The following is a 16,749-nucleotide window of genomic DNA, read 5'->3' as shown; positions in this document are numbered from 1 at the left end:
CCCCCCCCCCCCCCCCCCCCCCCCCCCCCCCCCCCCCCCCCCCCCCCCCCCCCCCCCCCCCCCCCCCCCCCCCCCCCCCCCCCCCCCCCCCCCGGTGGCCGGACGGGGTTCAGGCGCCGGCGTCGCGCTCCCAGAGGTAGAAGCGCTGCGCCATGGCGTCCTTCGGGGACCGCCAGGTCTGAGGGTCGTACGCGCTGACGTACGCCGAGAGACGCTCGCTGACCCCCTTGAACTCCGGGTGCGACGTGACCTTGGCGATCGCCGGTCCCGGTTCGCGCTCGGACTCGATGAGGTGCATGTACACATCGCCGAACTGGAAGAGGCTGCGCCGGACGACACCGACGAGGTGCGGCAGCTCTCCCCGGTCGGACTCCGCGAACACCTTCGCGATGTCGGGGGCGGAACCCGGGGCCATACGGGCGACGATCAGGGCCTGGTGCACGGTCTTCTCCTGTCGTCCGGCTCAGTCGGCCAGGGCCGGCGCGGGCCGCTGACCGGCGGCCGCCTTCTCGATCTTGTCCCGGATCAGGGCCATCTGGACCTTGGAGTTCCTGTTGATGTTGTCGGTCATCCAGGCGTCGTCGACGGGCGCGTCCGGCTTCATCGCGAAGTCCTGCGTCCAGACCATCCGGGTGCCGGCGGGGACCTCCTCGTACCGCCAGTGGATGTCCATGTGGGCGAAGGGCCCGGTCTCGACCCGGCGGGCCTTGACGGTGAGGCTGTCGCGGTGCGGCTCGCGCTCGGAGACCCAGCTCCACACCGTGCCGTTGTCGTCCGGGTGCATGGTCAGCCGGAACTTCGTTCTGTTGCCCACCTTCTCGAGGACCTCCACGGACGCGTACTCGCTGAACAGCTGCGGCCATCGCTCCAGGTCGTTGGTCATGTCCCAGACCAGGTCCAGCGGGGCGGCGATGACGATCTCGTTCTGGGTGTGTCCTGCCATCTCAGGCTCCTGCCATCAGGGTGGTGTTGACGAGGTTGAGGAACTGCTGGGGCGTCTTGCAGCGCTCCGCGTCGACCGGCATCGGGGTGCCGTGCGCGTTCTCCAGCTCGCCGACGATGCCGAGCAGGCCCAGCGAGTCGACGCCGAGGACGTCGAAGCCCGTCTCCGGCTTCTCCTGGAGCTGCTGCGGGCTGACGGTGACCCCGGCAGCCTTCTTCATCAGCAGGGCGAGTTCTTCCACGGTGATCTGGGGCATTGCCTTCCTCCTTTGCTGTACTCACTGCGCGGCGCCGTGCCGCAGCACCAGCGCCGAGTTCGACCCCATGAGTCCTCGGCTGAGGACCAGCGCCGTCCGCAGTTCGGCGACCCGGGCGCGGCCGGTCACGAGGTCGAGGTCGTGGCAGACGTCGAAGACGTTCGGCGTCGGCGGGATCAGGCCGTGCTCCATCGCGAGCACGGCCGCCGCGGTGTCCAGCACGGGGGCCGCGCAGTACCCCCGGCCGGTCCCGGTCTTCGGTGCCGTGACCGGCACCCGGGTGCCGTGGCCGCCGAGGGCGTCGGCGAGCGCCAGCGCCTCGGCCCGGTCCGCCTCCGGCACCCCGAGGGCGTCGGCGAAGACCACGTCGACCTCCTCGGGGGCGCAGTCGGCCTCCTTGAGGGCCTGCCGGATGGCCTGGGCGAGGCCCTCCCGGGTCGCCGCCCAGCGGGAGGCACCGGTGAAGGTCGCCGCGTGGCCCGCGACGACCGCCCGGATCTCGGCGCCGCGTTCCCGGGCGGCGCACGCCGCCTCGACCACGAGCATCGCGCCGCCCTCGGCGGGTACGAACCCGCACGCCGCGGCCGTGAACGGGCGGTACGCCCGGGACGGATCCGCCTCACGGCTCAGTTCCTCGTAGCCGAGCTGGCAGACCATCGAGTACGGCGCGAGCGGCGCCTCGGTGGAGCCGGCCACGATCACGTCGGTGCCGCGCCCGACCGCCCGTGCCGCGTGCGCGAGGGCGTCCAGGCCGCCGGCCTCGTCGGAGGCGACGACGGAGCAGGGTCCCTTGAAGCCGCGGCGGATGGAGACCTGGCCGGTGCTCGCCGCGTAGAACCAGGCGATGGACTGGTAGGGGCCCACGAACCGGCTGCCCTTACCCCACAGTCGCTGCAGTTCGCGCTGGCCGAACTCGCCGCCGCCGGACCCGGCGGCGGTCACCACGCCGATGGAGTACGGCGCGTCGGCGGTGTCGGCCTGCCCGAGCCCGGCGTCGTCCAGCGCGAAGTCGGCCGCGGCCATGGCGTAGTGCGTGAACCGGTCGGTCTGGACGAGGAAGCGCTCCTCGATCGTCGCGGCCGGGTCGAAGGCGCGCACCTCACCGGCCACCCTGAGGGGAAGGTCCTCGCAGCCCTCACGGGTGACCCGGTCGAGGACGCTGAGGCCCTCCTGGGTGGCCTTCCAGAAGGTGTCGGTGCTGGTGCCGTTGGGCGCGACCACACCGATGCCGGTGACGGCCGCACGCCGGTCCTGGGGTTCGCTCATCGTGTCCTCACTCCCTCGGCCGGGTCAGGATCACCGCGGACTGGAAGCCACCGAACCCGCTGCCCACGGACAGCACGCTGTTCAGCTTCCGTTCGCGGGCGACGCGCGGGACGTAGTCCAGGTCGCACTCGGGGTCGGGGATCTCGTAGTTGGCGGTCGGCGGTACGACCTGCTTGGCGAGAGCCAGCACGCAGGCGACCAGCTCGATGGCGCCGATCGCCCCGAGGGAGTGCCCCACCATGGATTTGATGGAACTCATCGGGGTGTCGTAGGCGTGGTGGCCCAGCGCACGCTTCACGGCCGCCGTCTCGTGGCGGTCGTTCTGCCGGGTGCCGGAGCCGTGCGCGTTGACGTAGTCGATCGCCGTCGGGTCGAGCCGCGCCTGGTCGAGGGCGGTCGATATGGCTCGCGCCATCTCCAGGCCCTCCTTGGTCAGACCGGTCATGTGGTAGGCGTTGCCGAAGGTGGCGTAGCCGCCGAACTCGCAGTACACGTGGGCACCGCGGGCACGGGCGTGCTCCAGCTCCTCCAGGACGAGCACCGCACCGCCCTCGCCCATGACGAAACCGTCACGGTTGTTGTCGAAGGGCCGGGAGGCGTGCGCGGGGTCGTCGTTGTTCGGGGACGTGGCCTTGATCGCGTCGAAGCAGGCCATGGTGATCGGGGAGATCGGGGAGTCCGAGGCGCCCGCGATGCATATGTCGGCCCGGCCCTCCTGGACGGTGTGGAAGGCGTACCCGACGGCGTCCAGGCCGGAGGTGCAGCCGGTGGAGACGGTCTGCACGGGACCCTGGGCGCCGAAACGTTCCGCCACCGCGGAGGCCACGGTGCTCGGCGAGAACGCCCGGTGCAGCTGCGGCTCCGCCTCGGTGTGGTCGACGTCCCAGCGCTGACCGCGATGGCTGACCAGGACGTAGTCGTGCTCCAGCCGGGTGGTGCCGCCGACGGCGGTGCCCAGGGAGACCCCGACCCGCCAGGGGTCCTCCCGGCCCAGCTCGAGACCGGAGTCCCGCACCGCCTCGTCGCCGGCGGCCAGGGCGAACTGTATGTACCGGTCCGCCCGCTCCACCTGTTCGGCGTCCAGGCCGTGCGCGGCGGGATCGAAGTCGCACTCGGCCGCGATCCGCGACCGCAGCCCGGCCGGGTCGAAGAAGGTGATGCCCCGCGTCGCGGTACGGCCTTCGGCCAGCAGATTCCAGAACGCCGGTACGCCGATCCCGCCCGGAGCCACGATGCCTATGCCGGTGACCGCCACGCGCCGGTTCATGAACGGACCTGCCCCCGGCCGGCCGGCTCGGCGGCGACGGCGGCGGGCTCCGTCTCCTCCGTGTCGACGTGGCCCAGGTTCGGGCGCGGGGCGAGCGGGCCGAGGTGGAAGACGATGCGCGCCTCCACGTTGCCCACGTTGCGGAACCGGTGCCGCATGTTGATGGGGATCATCAGCCCCTGCTCCGGCCGGAGCGGGTGCGGCTCGCCGTCCAGGTCCACCTCCAGCTGCCCGCACACGACGTACACGAACTCCTCGGAGTGCGGGTGGTAGTGCTCGCCGATGCGGTCGCCCGGGCCGATGATGGCCACGCCCATGAATCCGCTGGTGGAACCCACCGTGGCCGGGGTGAGCATGGCGCGCAGGTCGCCGCCGCGCCGGGTGTTGGGCTCGACCTCGCTGAGGTCCACGATCTTCGGAAGGGGTTTGATCACGACGTTCCTCCGTGGGTGTGCTGCGCCTGACGGGGTCAGGCGTCCGGCGAGCGACGGTCGGTGATGAGTTCCATGCCGACGGCTTCGCCGTCCAGCAGGGCGTTCAGCGGGGCCTGGGCCGCGGACTTCGGCAGAGCGGGGTCGGCGCCCAGGCCGGGGCGGACGTCGACCAGCCGTACGACGACGTCGTCCCGCTGGAAGATCGTGCTGCCCAGGACCGGGCCGGCCGGGTCCTCCACCGCCGCCTCGTCCTGCCGGGCGAGCAGTTCGGCCAGCTCCATCCCGCGGCCCGGCCGGGCCGGGTAGTACAGCGCGTACCGCTCGCCCTCGGGCAGCTCGTCCGCGGTGACGTGGTGCACGGCGGGCAGCGCCGCCCGGGTGAAGAACACCCGTGCGGACTCCTGGTCGTTGAGGTCCCGGTCCTGCTCCAGGTACGGGTTGATGGCCTCCTCGACGGCCCGCACCTCGGGCTGCCGGGCCACGTGCCGCAGCGCCGCGAGCAGGTCGCCGCGCACCTCGATGGCCCGCACGACCCGGTTGCCGTGCATGAACAGGGAGGTGCGGCACAGGCGGGTGGTGTCGTCGACCCGCGCCTCGGGCGAGGCGTAGTTCGCCAGGATCTGAGCGACCTTCTTCTCGCTGCCCGGCTTGACGGTGAAGGTGAGCGCGTGCCGGATCACGCCGTCGCCGATGCGCGGGGACGACTGGAGCCGGCGCTGCGTGTCCGCCGCGCCGGCCGCCTCGCCACCGGTCTCGCGGACGATGTGGAAGCGCAGCGACCTGGTGTCGCGGATGCAGCTGTGCATCGGCTGCACCATCCGCACGTGCTCCTCGCTGTTCACCCAGGCGAGAAACGGCGGGGCGCTCTCCCACTCACTGGTGATGAGCCATTGGGACGGATTCTCGATCGACTGGCACAGCTGGTCGCTGACGTGCCCGGGAACGGTCGAGACCTGTTTGCCCATTTCCTCGTAGGCCTCCAGGAACTGCTGCTGGGCGCCGTCGTACACGTCCACCAGAAGGACGACCCGGAGGCGGGAACCGTCGAACACGGACTGGGAGACCCGCTTCGACACCTGACGCGTCAACTGCTGCGAAAACTTTTCCGACGTGGTGGTCATGCTGCGCACATCTCCTTCAGGGGGGCAGAGGCGAACGCCGGCCGCCGTGACGCGACGTCAGCGCCTTTTGATCCTGTGCCGGTCCCCCGATGCGCGCGACTCGCGTGAACCACGCGGGTGATTGAGCACGCGGAAGCCCTCCCAGAGGGCATGGAAACTCCGACACACCCCGCACCCCCACCCCTGCCTCAGGAGTCCTTGATGCAGCAGAAAGCCGATCACCAGGTGCCCGTCCTCATCGTGGGCGGCTCTCTGGTGGGCCTGTCCCTCTCCCTGTTCCTGGGCCGTCTCGGCGTACGGCACATGCTCGTCGAGCGGCACTCCGGGACCTCGATCCACCCACGCGGCCGCGGCAACAACGTGCGGACGATGGAGCTGTTCCGGGTGGCCGGCGTCGAGCCGGACATCAAGACGGCGGCCTCGCTCCTCGCCGACAACCACGGCATCCTGCAGACCCCGACCCTGGTCGGCGACGCCGGCGAGTGGCTGTTCAAGGAGATCGACCCGGGCGGCGGCCTCGCCAGGTTCAGCCCCACGGGATGGTGCCTGTGCAGCCAGAACGACCTGGAACCGGTCCTCCTGAAGGGGGCCCGCGCCCTCGGCGGCGACCTCAGGTACTTCCACGAGCTGGAATCCTTCGAACAGGACCCCGAAGGAGTGACGGGGTACGTCCGGGACCGCGACAGCGACCGGCTCTACACGGTGCGCGCGGACTACCTGGTCGCGGCCGACGGCCCGCGCAGCCCCGTCCGGGGCCGGCTCGGCATCGGGCACAGCGGGCCGGGCGACCTCTTCGCCAACGTGAGCGTCACCTTCCGGTCCAAGCTGCTCGCCGACGTCGTCGGCGACCGGCGCTTCATCTGCTGCTACCTCACCGACCCCGGGGCCGACGGGGCGCTGCTGCCCGTCGACAACAAGGAGAACTGGGTCTTCCACGCCCCCTGGCACCCGGAACACGGCGAGACGCTGGAGGAGTTCACCGAGGAACGGCTCCAGCGGCACATCCGTCATGCGGTCGGCGCACCCGACCTGGACGTCGAGATCACCGGGAAGGCGTCCTGGCGCGCCGCCGAACGCGTCGCCGAACGGTACGCGGCCGACCGGGTCTTCCTCGCCGGCGACTCCGCGCACGAGATGTCCCCGACGGGCGCGTTCGGCTCCAACACCGGCATCCAGGACGCCCACAACCTCGCCTGGAAGCTGGCCGCAGTCCTGGGCGGCTGGGCCGGACCCGGACTGCTGGAGACCTATGACACCGAGCGCCGGCCCGTCGCCCTGGCCACCAGCGCCCGTGCCTCGGCCCGCTCCGTGGAGCACAGCCATCCCGGTTTCGCCCCGGCCCCCGGCATCGGCGGCGGCAAGCGCGGCGGCATCCTCAACGTCGTCCTCGGCTACCGCTACCCGGAGGGCGCCGTCCTGGGCGCCGACCCGTCCCAGCCGGTCGTGCCCGACGGGATGCGCCTGACCGGGGAGCCGGGCTCCCGGGCCCCGCACCTGTGGCTGCGCCGCGCGGGAGAACGGCTCTCCACGCTCGATCTCTACGAGCGGTCACTGGTCCTGCTCAGCGGCGCCGGGTCGAGCGCGGGCACCGCCTGGCACGCCGCCGCCCGCCGCCTGGCCGACACGGACGGCGTACCACTGGAGGCCTACCGGATCGGCGCGGCGGCGGATGCCGATCTGGTATACGACACGGAGGGCGACGACTGGGCGGCGGTCCACGGCACAGCGGACGACGGGGCGGTGCTGGTGCGGCCGGACGGGTTCGTGGCCTGGCGCTCCGCGGGCGCCGTCGGTGATCCGGAGGCCGAGCTGCGGAAGGTGCTGGCGGAGGTCCTGCGGACGCGGTGAGGCCCCGTTCACGGCCCCGTGACACGGCGAAGGCCACCCGCACCGGCCGGTGGGGTGGCCTTCGGGCCGTGCGTCAGATCCGTACCTCGACCGTCCTCGCGAGCCGGTCGTGCAGGCCGCGGCCGTCCCGGTCCCAGATCAGGGCGGGGATGGCGAGGCACAGCAGGACCGTGCGCAGCAGGGAACGCAGCGGGTTGACGGTGCCGGTCTCCAGGGACAGGACCCGGATGCCGAAGAGCCGCTTGCCCGGGGTGAAGCCGATGGTGCCGACGGTCAGCGCGCTCATGACGAAGAAGACGCCGAGCGCCCAGTTACTCGTCGCGGGCACCTGATAGCCGTTCGTGACCAGGCCGTATGCGATCAGGAGACTCAGGGCCCAGTCCACGACCAGAGCGCCGAGCCGCCGCCCGGGCCGTGCGATCGAGTTCGGCCCCTGCTCCGGGAGACCCAGCTGCTCGCCCCGGTACCCGAAGTCGGCACCGGCCTCTTCCAGGGCCGCGCGCGGCCCGGAGAGCCACGATCCGATTGCCTGCCTGTTGTCCACCCGTCCACGGTACTGTGCCCGGTTCCGGGCAGTACACGGAGGGGTGTGCGGGAGCTACGGTGGACACGTGGCCGGTTAACTTCTGCGAAACAATCGGGTCACGCCCGAGAAATCACCCGTCCCTAGGGTCGAGACCAGCGTGTGCCACCGCACTGGCCGCACGAACGATCTACCACCCCGGCGAGGACGGTCGGGAGTAGGAGGAGCTGGATGTTCCAGAACGCCGACGAGGCCAAGAAGTACATCGCGGACGAGGACGTCAAGTTCGTCGACGTCCGTTTCTGCGACCTGCCGGGCGTCATGCAGCACTTCACGTTGCCCGCCGAGGCGTTCGACCCCGACGACGAGCAGGCCTTCGACGGGTCGTCGATCCGCGGTTTCCAGGCCATCCACGAGTCGGACATGGCCCTGCGCCCCGACCTGTCCACCGCGCGCATCGACCCGTTCCGCCGGGACAAGACGCTCAACATCAACTTCTTCATCCACGACCCGATCACGGGCGAGCAGTACTCCCGTGACCCGCGCAACGTGGCGAAGAAGGCGGAGGCGTACCTGGCGTCGACCGGTATCGCCGACACCGCGTACTTCGGTCCTGAGGCCGAGTTCTACGTCTTCGACTCGGTCCGCTTCTCGACGGGCGCGAACGAGTCCTTCTACCACATCGACTCCGAGGCGGGTGCCTGGAACACCGGCGCCCTGGAGAACAACCGTGGGTACAAGGTCCGCTACAAGGGCGGCTACTTCCCGGTCCCGCCGGTCGACCACTTCGCCGACCTGCGCGCCGAGATCTCCCTGGAGCTGGACAAGCAGGGCCTGAAGGTCGAGCGCCAGCACCACGAGGTGGGCACCGCCGGCCAGGCGGAGATCAACTACAAGTTCAACACGCTGCTCGCCGCCGCCGACGACCTGCAGCTCTTCAAGTACATCGTGAAGAACGTGGCCTGGCGCAACGGCAAGACCGCGACCTTCATGCCGAAGCCGATCTTCGGTGACAACGGCTCGGGCATGCACGTGCACCAGTCGCTGTGGAGCAACGGCGACCCGCTGTTCTACGACGAGGCCGGTTACGCGGGCCTGTCGGACACCGCCCGCTACTACATCGGCGGCATCCTCAAGCACGCCCCGTCGCTGCTGGCCTTCACCAACCCGACGGTGAACTCGTACCACCGCCTGGTGCCGGGCTTCGAGGCGCCGATCAACCTGGTGTACTCGCAGCGCAACCGCTCCGCCGCGATGCGCATCCCGATCACCGGCTCGAACCCGAAGGCCAAGCGCGTCGAGTTCCGCGCCCCGGACTCCTCCGGCAACCCGTACCTGGCCTTCTCCGCCCTGCTCCTCGCGGGTCTGGACGGCATCAAGAACAAGATCGAGCCGGCCGAGCCGATCGACAAGGACCTCTACGAGCTGGCTCCCGAGGAGCACGCGAACGTGGCCCAGGTCCCGACCTCGCTGAACGCCGTTCTCGACTCGCTCGAGGCCGACCACGAGTTCCTCCTCCAGGGCGACGTCTTCACGTCCGACCTGATCGAGACGTGGATCGACTTCAAGCGCACCAACGAGATCGCGCCGCTGCAGCTGCGTCCGCACCCGCACGAGTTCGAGCTGTACTTCGACGTGTGATATCGCCCCAGGTCAGAGCGGGTAACCGCTCCCCTGGGCCGTCTGTGGGCCGTCGGCCGGCTCTCCCAGCGCGGGAGAGCCGGCCGACGGCTTTTCGGCTCGCGGCCTCAGCGGCGTGGACACGGGGAAGGTCGCGGCCGGTGGGCGTGTTCGGGTCAGTCGTGGGCCTCCCTGTGCATGCCCATGCACAGGGCCCAGACGATGAAGATGTTGATGGCGACCAGTGCCAGGGCCCATAGGGGGTAGTACGGCACCCACAGAAAGTTGGCGAGCGCGCCCAGGCCGGCCACGAGCACACCGAAGAAGCGTGCCCACAGCGCTCCGGTGAGCACGGCACAGCCTGCGATGACGACGACGATTCCCAGAATGAGGTGGACCCAGCCCCAGCCCGCCAGGCTGAAATCGAACACGTAGTGACGTGTCGCGAGGAACAGGTCGTCCTCAGCGACGGCAGCGATTCCCTCGAAGATCGCCATTGCCCCGCCGAAGATCATCAGTGCTGCGGCGAATACGGTGGTACCGGACGTGGGCCCATGCCAGGGGCGCGGGGCGGAGTTGGCCCATTCGGGTTGGGGGGCGTCACGCGCCATGTCGGCCTCCTCGGGTCGCAGAGCCATCCGGTCAGCCGGGCCTCCTGGACTGACTCGATCCCTGATCTCAGCGTGGCACGACGGCACTCCGTCGGCATTCCGACGCCGTGGCGCCCGAGTCGCCGTCCCGCGGAAAGGGGCCCGGGTCGTGGCTCAGCGGGTGTGCCGGAACCGGCTGCGGTACTCCGTGGGTGTCGTGCCGAGCTTGCGGCGGAAGGCGCGGATGAGGGTGTCGACCGTGTGGAAGCCGCAGGCGGTCGCCACCCGGTCCAGGGTGTCGTCGGTGGACTCCAGCCGGTTGCGAGCCGCCTCGACGCGGGCCGACTCGACGTAGGAGGCGGGGGTCGTCCCGAGTTCCGTCTTGAACAGCCGGGTCAGCTGGCGCTCGCCGACATGGGCGAAGGCGGCCAGATCGGCGACCGTGAGCGGTGCGGTGACGTTCCGCGTGACATGGCGGCGCAGCTCGTCCATGCGCCGGGTGGTCGAGACGGGCTCGATGGGCACGCTGAACTGGCTCTGGCCACTCGGCCGCTTCAGGTACATGACGAGCTGCCGGGCGACGCGCAGCGCGACGGCCTCGCCGAAGTCCTCGGCGACGAGGGCCAGGGAGAGGTCCAGGCAGGCGGTGATGCCCGCGCCGGTCCACACCGTGCCGTCGCGGATGAAGATGGGGTCGGCGTCGACCTCGACCGAGGGGTGGTCGGCGGCCAGCTGCTGCGCGGTCGACCAGTGGGTGGTGGCGCGCTTGCCGTCGAGCAGTCCGGCGGCGGCGAGCAGATGCGCCCCCACGCAGACGGACGCCACGCGCCGGGCCCGGCCGGCGAGGATCTTCACCCACTCGACCACGCCGGCGTCGGTGAGGGCGTGGACCCGGCGCCGGTCGTCGACCTCGACCGCGCCGGGGACCAGCAGGGTGTCGATGGCGCGCGCCACGGCCTGGGCGAAGGTGAGGTCGGGCAGGATCCGCACCCCGGCCGAGGTGGTGACGGGGTCCAGGGTCTCGGCGGCCAGGACGACGTGGCAGCCGGCGGCGTCGTCCGTCTCCCGGCGCAGCAGCGCGAACACCTCGGGCGGGCCGGTGACGTCGAGCAGGTCGACCCCATCGAAGAGAAGCACGACGATGAACCGTTCGATCCCGCTCACCAGGGCTCCCGTCCCCCTTGGATGTCCGAATCTGCAAGTTACACGACATTGCCGCCATAGGGAGAGCGCTCATAGCGTTGCGGCCATGGGAACGACAACTCTGCGTGAACTCAACGGCTTTGATCAGACCCCGGCCTCGCTCGCGGACTCGACGCTGATCCTGATCGACTACCAGAACACCTACACCCGGGGCGTGATGGAGCTGGCGGGCTGGCAGGCCGCGCTCGACGCCGGCGCCGAGCTGCTGGCCCGGGCCCGGGCCGCGGGCACGACGGTCATCCACGTCGTCAACGACGGCGGCGCGGGCACGCCGTACGACATCCGCGCCGAGATCGGCCGGATCCACCCGAAGGTCGCTCCCGTCGAGGGCGAGGCCGTGGTCGTGAAGCAGGTGCCGAACGCGTTCCTCGACACCGATCTGGCCGACCGTGTGGACGCCGCCGGGCACCAGGACGTGATCATCGCCGGTTTCATGACCCACATGTGCGTGGCCTTCACCACCCAGGGCGCCTTCCTGCGCGGCAACCGGCCCACCGTGGTCGCCGACGCCAGCGCCACCCGGCCGCTGCGGACGGCCGTCGCCGAGGTGTCCGCCGAGCAGGTCCACCACAGCGCGCTCGCGACGATCGAGGACCTGTACGGCGTCGTCGTCCCCACCGCCGCGGCGCTGGGCTAGGGCCTGGCGTCACATCCCCGTCGCCGCCCGAAGGGCGGCCCCGCGGCCGCCGGCGATCGGCGTGCAACCTTTCCCGCTTCCCAGCCTTCCTATTGTCGGGGGATCATGCCTCCTGACTCTGTCGGACGAGAGAGGTTGAACGGGGATGGCGGAACAGGACGACTGGAAGGGCGAGTTCGATCATGCCTGGGCGAACTCGGCCGAGCACAAGGAGCCCTCTGCCCGGGCCCGGATGCTCGCCGCCCGCTGGCGGGAGAGCCCACCGGACCCGGCACCGTTCCGCGCCGACCCGGACCCGGTGGCACGGCGCCGGTCGTCCTGGGCGTCGACGGCCATGGTGATCGGCTGCGTGGCCGTGGTGATGATCCTGATCGGGTACGTCCAGCTGCGCTCCTCCTAGCGGGAGGCTTTGCTGCTCCTAGGGCCGATCGCGACCTTCTCATGGCATCCGGCAGGTGCACACTGGACAGCGGGACGAGTGCCTGACTGCGGGGTGATGCAAGATGCAGAGCCGCTTCCGGAGCGATCGGCGGCTGACCGTGCGCATGGGTCTCACGCTGTTCCTGCTCGGGTTGCTGTACGTGGGATTCGTCGGCGCGCTGATCGTGCTGCTGAAGTCCTGGCTGCTGGTCGTCGTCCTGGTCGGGGCGATGTTCGTGGCGCAGTTCTGGTTCTCCGACCGGATCGCCATGTTCGCGATGCGCGGGCGGGTGGTGGAGCGGGAGGAGTCTCCCGAGCTGCACGCGGTGGTCGACCGGCTGTGCGCGCTCGCGGACATGCCGAAGCCGGTGGTCGCCCTGTCGGAGATGGACATGCCGAACGCGTTCGCGACCGGACGCAATCCCGATCATGCGGTGGTCTGCGTGACCACGGGGCTCCTGCGGCGGCTGGAGCCGGCCGAGCTGGAGGGCGTGCTCGCGCACGAGCTGTCGCACGTGGCGCACAAGGACGTCGCGGTCATCACGATCGCGTCCTTCCTCGGGGTGATCGCGGGGCTGATCGTGCGGTTCGCCTTCTACTCGCAGCTCCTCGGCGGGGGCCGCAGGGACCAGAACGCCGCCGTGGTCTTCGCCGCCGTGATCGGCGTCTCCGCGGCCGTGTACGCGATCAGCTTCCTGCTGATCCGGGCGCTGTCCCGGTACCGGGAGCTGGCGGCCGACCGGGCCGCCGCGCATCTGACCGGCCGGCCCTCGGCGCTGGCGTCGGCGCTCACCAAGGTGTCCGGGGACATCGCCCGGATCCCGACCAAGGACCTTCGCACGGCCCAGGCGTTCAACGCGTTCTACTTCACCCCGGCGACCGGCAAGGAGCCCGGCATCGAGCGGTTCTTCTCCACCCACCCGTCCCTGGAGCAGCGGCTGGACCAACTGGGGCGGATCTCCGCGGAGCTGGGCGAGGCCGCCGCCGGCGGACGGCCGGCCGGGGAACGCTGAAGAAGGACATGGCGCTGCGGAAGGCGGGCTGAGCGTTGGGGCTGCTGGACATCCTGCTGGGGCGTACGAAGCCGGTCGCGCCCGACCTCGACCAGCTGTTCGCGTTGCCCTCGGCGGCCGTCACCCTGCAGGCGGCGGCCGGTTTCACCCCGACCGGGTGCGGGGCGGTGTGCTTCGCCACGGTGGAGGGCGCGGCCTTCGAGCAGACCCACCGGGAGGTCCAGGCGCTGCTCGACGCGGACGCCGACCGCACCGGCCCGCCGGTGGAGCTGCGCGAGGACGACTACGGCTACTCGTGGCTGGTGTCCCGGCGGGCCCCCGACCAGCTGCCGCAACTGGTCAACGACCTGCACGCGGTGAACAGCTCGATGGAGATCAACGGTTTCGGCCCCCAGCTGCTGTGCTCGCTGGCCGCGTTCGCGGACGACGCCGGACGGCCGCTGGCGCTCGTCTACCTCTACAAGCGGGGCGCCTTCTACCCGTTCGCTCCGCTGCCCGGTGCCGCCGAGCGGCGGGACAACGCGCTGGAGCTGCGGGTGAAGGCGGCGCTCGGGAACGATCTGCGGATCGAGCAGGACCTGGGCCGCTGGTTCCCGGTGTGGGGCGCCCCCGGCCTGTGACCGGGGACGACCTGGCTCACTTCGGCCGCTCCTGGCGCCGGGCCTCGAAGGGGCGCTCCCGCCGGTAGCGGCGCTCCCACCGGGCCTGCCGGTCCCGGCGCTCGCGGTAGGCCCGGTAGCTGTCGGGGGCGGCGCCCGCACCGGCGGGCGGGGGTGGCGCGCCGGGCGAGCCACGCCCGTGCGTCGCGTACAGGCAGAGCAGCGCGACGGCGACGAGCCACCAGAGGTGGTTTCCGCATCCGAGAATCACCAGGACGACGGTCCCGGTAGCGACGATGCCACGCATGTCGGACCTCCGTGGGGTGAGTGGGGCAACGGGCAGGGGTGTGGTGTGCGGGTGACGGGGGTGGAGTGTGTCGGCTTCGCGCCGTTTGTACAGCGTAGGGAGGCCGCACCCGCGGCCGCATCCCGTTTTCGGGGCGCGGGCCGGCCGTGAGTGAATGGCGCGCATGGCCGAACTCTCCCCTTTCACCTACGACTACGACGGCGAGCGCCTCAGCGGAGCCGTCGCCGGCTCGCCGGGCCGGGCCACCGTGCTCCTGCTGCACGGCGCGGGCAACGGCTGCAAGGAACGGCTCCTGCCGCTGCTCGAGGAGTTCGCCGGGCAGGGCTGCCACGCCCTGGCGTTCGACTTCTCGGGGCACGGCGGCAGCAGCGGCGCGCTGGCGCAGTCGAGTCTGAAGCGGCGGTTCGAGCAGGCGGTGGCGGTGCTGGACGCCCATGCCCCGGCGGGCGACCCGCTGGTGCTGGTCGGGTTCAGCATGAGCGGCCAGACGGTCGCCGACCTCGTACGGCGCTACGGGCGCCGGGTGGCGGCGGTCGGGCTGTGCGCGCCCGCCGTCTACGCCCCCGAGGCCTGGGACGTGCCCTTCGGTGACGGCCGGGGCCGGTTCAGCGCGATCATCCGCACCCCGGACAGCTGGCGCGGCTCCCCCGCGTTGGACGTCTACGCGGCGTACGAGGGCCGGGCGGTGCTGGCGGTGCCGGGCACGGACGCGGTCATCCCGCCGGCCGTGACGCGGGCCGTGCAGGACGCGCTGTCGGCCCGCGCCGAGTACACCCGCCTCGCGCTTCCCGATGCCGAGCACCGGCTGGGCCTGTGGTTCCGTGACCACGCCGGGGACCGGAGGCGGTTCGTGGCCTCGTTGCTGAGGGAACCCGACCCCGCGGAGGACGGGCGGAACGGCCCTGTGCGCGGGGTGCGGTGAGCGAGGGGTGCCGGGTGCCCCGGTGGTCGCGGGGCACCCGGCGCCGGGCTCACCGGCTGTAGCGCATGAACGCCCGCACCATGTGGCACGTCGTGTCGGACGGCGGACGCATCCCGATCTCCTCCGCCGTGCTGCGGATCGTCTCGTTCCGGGCCTGGTCCGGCAGGTGGATCCCGGAGTCGAGCAGGGCTATGGCGAGGCGCATGGCCTTCAGGCGCCGGTTGTGCGTGACGTACCACTCGCGCGGCCGCCCGGCCGGCAGCGGCCGCTTCGCCACGGGCTCGTAGGGCGAGTCGAACAGCACGGAACGTCTGGCGGTGGACTGGGTCGGCAACGGCTTCGTCTTCAGGGCGGCAGCGGGCACGGGCATCCTCCTGTCGCGGTCAGGACATCATCGGCAGAGTCCGGAGATGTCCTCGAACACTGCTTCTATTCTACGGCCCACCACTGACAAAAGCCCCTGGCCACAAGGGCTTTCGAGACCGCTGTGACGCAGGTGGAAGACGGTTTTCGCGTACCGTGTGACCCATGGAAATCTGGATCAATCCGGCCTGCTCCAAGTGCCGCAGCGCGATCAGCCTGCTCGACGCCGAGGGGGCCGAGTACACCGTCCGCCGGTATCTGGAGGACGTTCCGGGCGAGGACGAGATCAGGGCCGTGCTCGAGCGACTGGGCCTCGAGCCGTGGGACATCACCCGCACCCAGGAAGCGGACGCCAAGGAGCTGGGGCTCAAGGACTGGCCGCGGGACGGGAGCGCACGGGACCGGTGGATCACCGCGCTCGCCGAGCACCCGAGGCTCATCCAGCGCCCGATCATCACCGCGGACGACGGAACGGCCCTGGTGGCCCGCACCGAGGACGCCGTGCGCGAGGCTCTCTCCCACAACAAGAGCTGAACGGATCTCAACTCCACTGTGATCGAGGTTACTTCGACGACTCCCGTAACCGCTGAGTAACCCCGTTCGGCATCTCGTACATAGCGGCGTACGCTCCCCTACCTCTTCAGGAGGCGCGCATGTCGCGCAGGAGAACTCTCGGCACGAAGAAGAAGATCGCGCTGTTCGTCACCGCCGCGGCGGTGGCGGGCGGTGGGGCCTTCGCACTGGCGGCCACCTCGAACGCCGCGCAGAGTCCGCAGAAGGCGAAGACGCTGTCCGCCGGTGAGTCGAACGTCTGTCAGGGGCTGGCCACGGCCCATGGCAACAACGACAAGTTCATCGCGGACCAGAAGGCGAACCCGGACGCGCAGTCGGCGGCCCGGATCGCCAACCGCGAGGCGGTCATCAAGCAGATCGAGGTCCAGCAGAAGGCCTCCGGTTGCACCGTTGGGGAGTCGGCTCAGGGCTCCCAGGCGGCGCAGGGCGCGGACCAGCAGGGCGCGGGCCAGCAGGGCGCGGACCAGCAGGGCGCGGACCAGCAGGGCGCGGGTCAGCAGGGCGCGGACCAGCAGGCCGGGGGCGCCCAGGAGAGCGCCGCGCCCGGTCAGGCCGGCGCCGCGGGCGACGACGGCGCCGGCGCCGCGGCCTCCGGCCAGCAGGTGTGCAAGGGCTCCACGGTGACCCTCTCCGGTGAGGGCGGCGCCCCGGCCGCGTCCAGCAACCAGTTCCCGGCGGGGACGACCCTGAAGGTCACCAACCTGGACAACAACAAGTCCACGACGGTGAAGGTCGCCTCGGTCTCCGGCAGTTGCGTCCTGCTCAACAACGCGGCCTTCGAACAGGTCCGGGAGCCGGGCAAGTTCCTCATCCGCCGTGCGGTGATCGAGAAGGTGGGGTGAGG

The 16,749-nt window shown here is 71.1% G+C and carries 21 protein-coding genes; 9 read left to right on the top strand and 12 right to left on the bottom strand.

Features of this window, described 5'->3' with window-relative positions; all coding sequences use genetic code 11:
- Positions 1–109: 109 nt before the first annotated feature.
- Genes ACZ5CW_RS32805 through ACZ5CW_RS32775 form a run of 7 tightly spaced genes read right to left on the bottom strand, consistent with a single transcriptional unit; the run spans position 110 to position 5,287 of the window.
- The gene (locus ACZ5CW_RS32805; RefSeq protein WP_468607824.1) at positions 110–442 is read right to left on the bottom strand and encodes a TcmI family type II polyketide cyclase; all 333 of its coding nucleotides are present in this window, start codon (positions 440–442) and stop codon (positions 110–112) included.
- A gap of 21 nt (positions 443–463) precedes the next feature.
- Positions 464–943 carry an SRPBCC family protein gene (locus ACZ5CW_RS32800; RefSeq protein WP_468607822.1) on the bottom strand — a complete coding sequence of 160 codons (480 nt, stop codon included), beginning with the start codon at positions 941–943 and terminating at the stop codon, positions 464–466.
- 1 nt (position 944) lies between these two features.
- Positions 945–1,199, bottom strand: coding sequence for an acyl carrier protein (locus ACZ5CW_RS32795; protein ID WP_468607820.1), 255 nt, complete (start codon positions 1,197–1,199; stop codon positions 945–947).
- A 21-nt stretch (positions 1,200–1,220) separates the two neighbouring features.
- On the bottom strand, positions 1,221–2,465 hold the full coding sequence (locus tag ACZ5CW_RS32790; protein ID WP_468607818.1) for a beta-ketoacyl synthase N-terminal-like domain-containing protein: 1,245 nt from the start codon (positions 2,463–2,465) through the stop codon (positions 1,221–1,223).
- A gap of 7 nt (positions 2,466–2,472) precedes the next feature.
- On the bottom strand, positions 2,473–3,732 hold the full coding sequence (locus tag ACZ5CW_RS32785) for a beta-ketoacyl-[acyl-carrier-protein] synthase family protein (RefSeq protein ID WP_468607816.1): 1,260 nt from the start codon (positions 3,730–3,732) through the stop codon (positions 2,473–2,475).
- On the bottom strand, positions 3,729–4,166 hold the full coding sequence (locus ACZ5CW_RS32780; protein WP_468607814.1) for a cupin domain-containing protein: 438 nt from the start codon (positions 4,164–4,166) through the stop codon (positions 3,729–3,731). The genes ACZ5CW_RS32785 and ACZ5CW_RS32780 overlap by 4 nt, the downstream gene beginning before the upstream one ends.
- A 35-nt stretch (positions 4,167–4,201) precedes the next feature.
- Positions 4,202–5,287 (bottom strand): SchA/CurD-like domain-containing protein, encoded by a 1,086-nt coding sequence (locus ACZ5CW_RS32775; protein WP_468607812.1) that lies wholly within the window; start codon positions 5,285–5,287, stop codon positions 4,202–4,204.
- A gap of 201 nt (positions 5,288–5,488) precedes the next feature.
- Here ACZ5CW_RS32775 and ACZ5CW_RS32770 point away from each other — a divergent pair, with 201 nt between their 5' ends.
- A complete protein-coding gene (locus ACZ5CW_RS32770; protein WP_468607810.1) occupies positions 5,489–7,135 on the top strand; it encodes an FAD-dependent oxidoreductase in 1,647 nt (548 codons plus the stop codon).
- A gap of 73 nt (positions 7,136–7,208) precedes the next feature.
- On the opposite strand, the gene ACZ5CW_RS32765 is transcribed toward ACZ5CW_RS32770, so the two are convergent.
- Complete coding sequence (locus ACZ5CW_RS32765; protein WP_468607808.1) at positions 7,209–7,679, bottom strand: RDD family protein; 471 nt, start codon at positions 7,677–7,679, stop codon at positions 7,209–7,211.
- Positions 7,680–7,889: 210 nt separating this feature from the next.
- Between ACZ5CW_RS32765 and glnA the strand changes: the two genes are divergently transcribed.
- The gene (gene glnA, locus ACZ5CW_RS32760) at positions 7,890–9,299 is read left to right on the top strand and encodes a type I glutamate--ammonia ligase (protein WP_468607806.1); all 1,410 of its coding nucleotides are present in this window, start codon (positions 7,890–7,892) and stop codon (positions 9,297–9,299) included.
- 155 nt (positions 9,300–9,454) lie between these two features.
- Here glnA and ACZ5CW_RS32755 read toward each other — a convergent pair whose 3' ends face one another.
- Together ACZ5CW_RS32755 and ACZ5CW_RS32750 are read right to left on the bottom strand one after the other, a co-directional pair.
- Positions 9,455–9,889, bottom strand: coding sequence for a DUF7144 family membrane protein (locus tag ACZ5CW_RS32755; RefSeq protein WP_468607804.1), 435 nt, complete (start codon positions 9,887–9,889; stop codon positions 9,455–9,457).
- Positions 9,890–10,042: 153 nt separating this feature from the next.
- Entirely contained in the window at positions 10,043–11,032 is a 990-nt protein-coding gene (locus ACZ5CW_RS32750) for a GlxA family transcriptional regulator (RefSeq protein WP_468607802.1), read from the bottom strand.
- An 85-nt stretch (positions 11,033–11,117) separates the two neighbouring features.
- Here ACZ5CW_RS32750 and ACZ5CW_RS32745 point away from each other — a divergent pair, with 85 nt between their 5' ends.
- From ACZ5CW_RS32745 to pspAB, 4 genes are all read left to right on the top strand, one after another.
- Positions 11,118–11,708 carry an isochorismatase family protein gene (locus tag ACZ5CW_RS32745; RefSeq protein WP_468607800.1) on the top strand — a complete coding sequence of 197 codons (591 nt, stop codon included), beginning with the start codon at positions 11,118–11,120 and terminating at the stop codon, positions 11,706–11,708.
- A 145-nt stretch (positions 11,709–11,853) separates the two neighbouring features.
- Positions 11,854–12,108: an SCO2583/SCO2584 N-terminal domain-containing protein gene (locus ACZ5CW_RS32740; protein ID WP_468607797.1), complete on the top strand. Its 255-nt coding sequence runs from the start codon at positions 11,854–11,856 to the stop codon at positions 12,106–12,108.
- 103 nt (positions 12,109–12,211) lie between these two features.
- Positions 12,212–13,141: a zinc metalloprotease HtpX gene (gene htpX / locus ACZ5CW_RS32735; protein WP_468607795.1), complete on the top strand. Its 930-nt coding sequence runs from the start codon at positions 12,212–12,214 to the stop codon at positions 13,139–13,141.
- A gap of 35 nt (positions 13,142–13,176) precedes the next feature.
- Positions 13,177–13,761, top strand: coding sequence for a PspA-associated protein PspAB (gene pspAB, locus ACZ5CW_RS32730; protein WP_468607793.1), 585 nt, complete (start codon positions 13,177–13,179; stop codon positions 13,759–13,761).
- Positions 13,762–13,777: 16 nt separating this feature from the next.
- Here pspAB and ACZ5CW_RS32725 read toward each other — a convergent pair whose 3' ends face one another.
- The gene (locus ACZ5CW_RS32725) at positions 13,778–14,047 is read right to left on the bottom strand and encodes a hypothetical protein (RefSeq protein ID WP_468607791.1); all 270 of its coding nucleotides are present in this window, start codon (positions 14,045–14,047) and stop codon (positions 13,778–13,780) included.
- A gap of 163 nt (positions 14,048–14,210) precedes the next feature.
- Here ACZ5CW_RS32725 and ACZ5CW_RS32720 point away from each other — a divergent pair, with 163 nt between their 5' ends.
- Positions 14,211–14,969 (top strand): alpha/beta hydrolase, encoded by a 759-nt coding sequence (locus tag ACZ5CW_RS32720; protein ID WP_468607789.1) that lies wholly within the window; start codon positions 14,211–14,213, stop codon positions 14,967–14,969.
- A 49-nt stretch (positions 14,970–15,018) separates the two neighbouring features.
- Here ACZ5CW_RS32720 and ACZ5CW_RS32715 read toward each other — a convergent pair whose 3' ends face one another.
- On the bottom strand, positions 15,019–15,333 hold the full coding sequence (locus tag ACZ5CW_RS32715) for a hypothetical protein (RefSeq protein ID WP_468607787.1): 315 nt from the start codon (positions 15,331–15,333) through the stop codon (positions 15,019–15,021).
- 164 nt (positions 15,334–15,497) lie between these two features.
- Here ACZ5CW_RS32715 and ACZ5CW_RS32710 point away from each other — a divergent pair, with 164 nt between their 5' ends.
- The gene (locus tag ACZ5CW_RS32710) at positions 15,498–15,866 is read left to right on the top strand and encodes an arsenate reductase family protein (RefSeq protein WP_468607785.1); all 369 of its coding nucleotides are present in this window, start codon (positions 15,498–15,500) and stop codon (positions 15,864–15,866) included.
- Between the two features lie 119 nt (positions 15,867–15,985).
- Entirely contained in the window at positions 15,986–16,747 is a 762-nt protein-coding gene (locus ACZ5CW_RS32705; RefSeq protein WP_468607783.1) for a hypothetical protein, read from the top strand.
- Positions 16,748–16,749 lie beyond the last annotated feature (2 nt).

It is taken from the genome of Streptomyces sp. NPDC031379, from assembly GCF_055569615.1.
The sequence above is the reverse complement of the archived record's forward strand: the minus strand, read 5'-3'. Positions and strand labels throughout refer to the sequence as shown.

Excerpts from the sequence above, each read along its gene's own strand:
- ACZ5CW_RS32800 (WP_468607822.1), bottom strand. The coding sequence starts at position 943 with ATGGCAGGACACACCCAGAACGAGATCGTCATCGCCGCCCCGCTGGAC.
- ACZ5CW_RS32795 (WP_468607820.1), bottom strand. The coding sequence starts at position 1,199 with ATGCCCCAGATCACCGTGGAAGAACTCGCCCTGCTGATGAAGAAGGCT.
- ACZ5CW_RS32790 (WP_468607818.1), bottom strand. The coding sequence starts at position 2,465 with ATGAGCGAACCCCAGGACCGGCGTGCGGCCGTCACCGGCATCGGTGTG.
- ACZ5CW_RS32785 (WP_468607816.1), bottom strand. The coding sequence starts at position 3,732 with ATGAACCGGCGCGTGGCGGTCACCGGCATAGGCATCGTGGCTCCGGGC.
- ACZ5CW_RS32775 (WP_468607812.1), bottom strand. The coding sequence starts at position 5,287 with ATGACCACCACGTCGGAAAAGTTTTCGCAGCAGTTGACGCGTCAGGTG.
- ACZ5CW_RS32770 (WP_468607810.1), top strand. The coding sequence starts at position 5,489 with ATGCAGCAGAAAGCCGATCACCAGGTGCCCGTCCTCATCGTGGGCGGC.
- glnA (WP_468607806.1), top strand. The coding sequence starts at position 7,890 with ATGTTCCAGAACGCCGACGAGGCCAAGAAGTACATCGCGGACGAGGAC.
- ACZ5CW_RS32755 (WP_468607804.1), bottom strand. The coding sequence starts at position 9,889 with ATGGCGCGTGACGCCCCCCAACCCGAATGGGCCAACTCCGCCCCGCGC.
- ACZ5CW_RS32745 (WP_468607800.1), top strand. The coding sequence starts at position 11,118 with ATGGGAACGACAACTCTGCGTGAACTCAACGGCTTTGATCAGACCCCG.
- ACZ5CW_RS32740 (WP_468607797.1), top strand. The coding sequence starts at position 11,854 with ATGGCGGAACAGGACGACTGGAAGGGCGAGTTCGATCATGCCTGGGCG.
- htpX (WP_468607795.1), top strand. The coding sequence starts at position 12,212 with ATGCAGAGCCGCTTCCGGAGCGATCGGCGGCTGACCGTGCGCATGGGT.
- ACZ5CW_RS32725 (WP_468607791.1), bottom strand. The coding sequence starts at position 14,047 with ATGCGTGGCATCGTCGCTACCGGGACCGTCGTCCTGGTGATTCTCGGA.
- ACZ5CW_RS32720 (WP_468607789.1), top strand. The coding sequence starts at position 14,211 with ATGGCCGAACTCTCCCCTTTCACCTACGACTACGACGGCGAGCGCCTC.
- ACZ5CW_RS32710 (WP_468607785.1), top strand. The coding sequence starts at position 15,498 with ATGGAAATCTGGATCAATCCGGCCTGCTCCAAGTGCCGCAGCGCGATC.
- ACZ5CW_RS32705 (WP_468607783.1), top strand. The coding sequence starts at position 15,986 with ATGTCGCGCAGGAGAACTCTCGGCACGAAGAAGAAGATCGCGCTGTTC.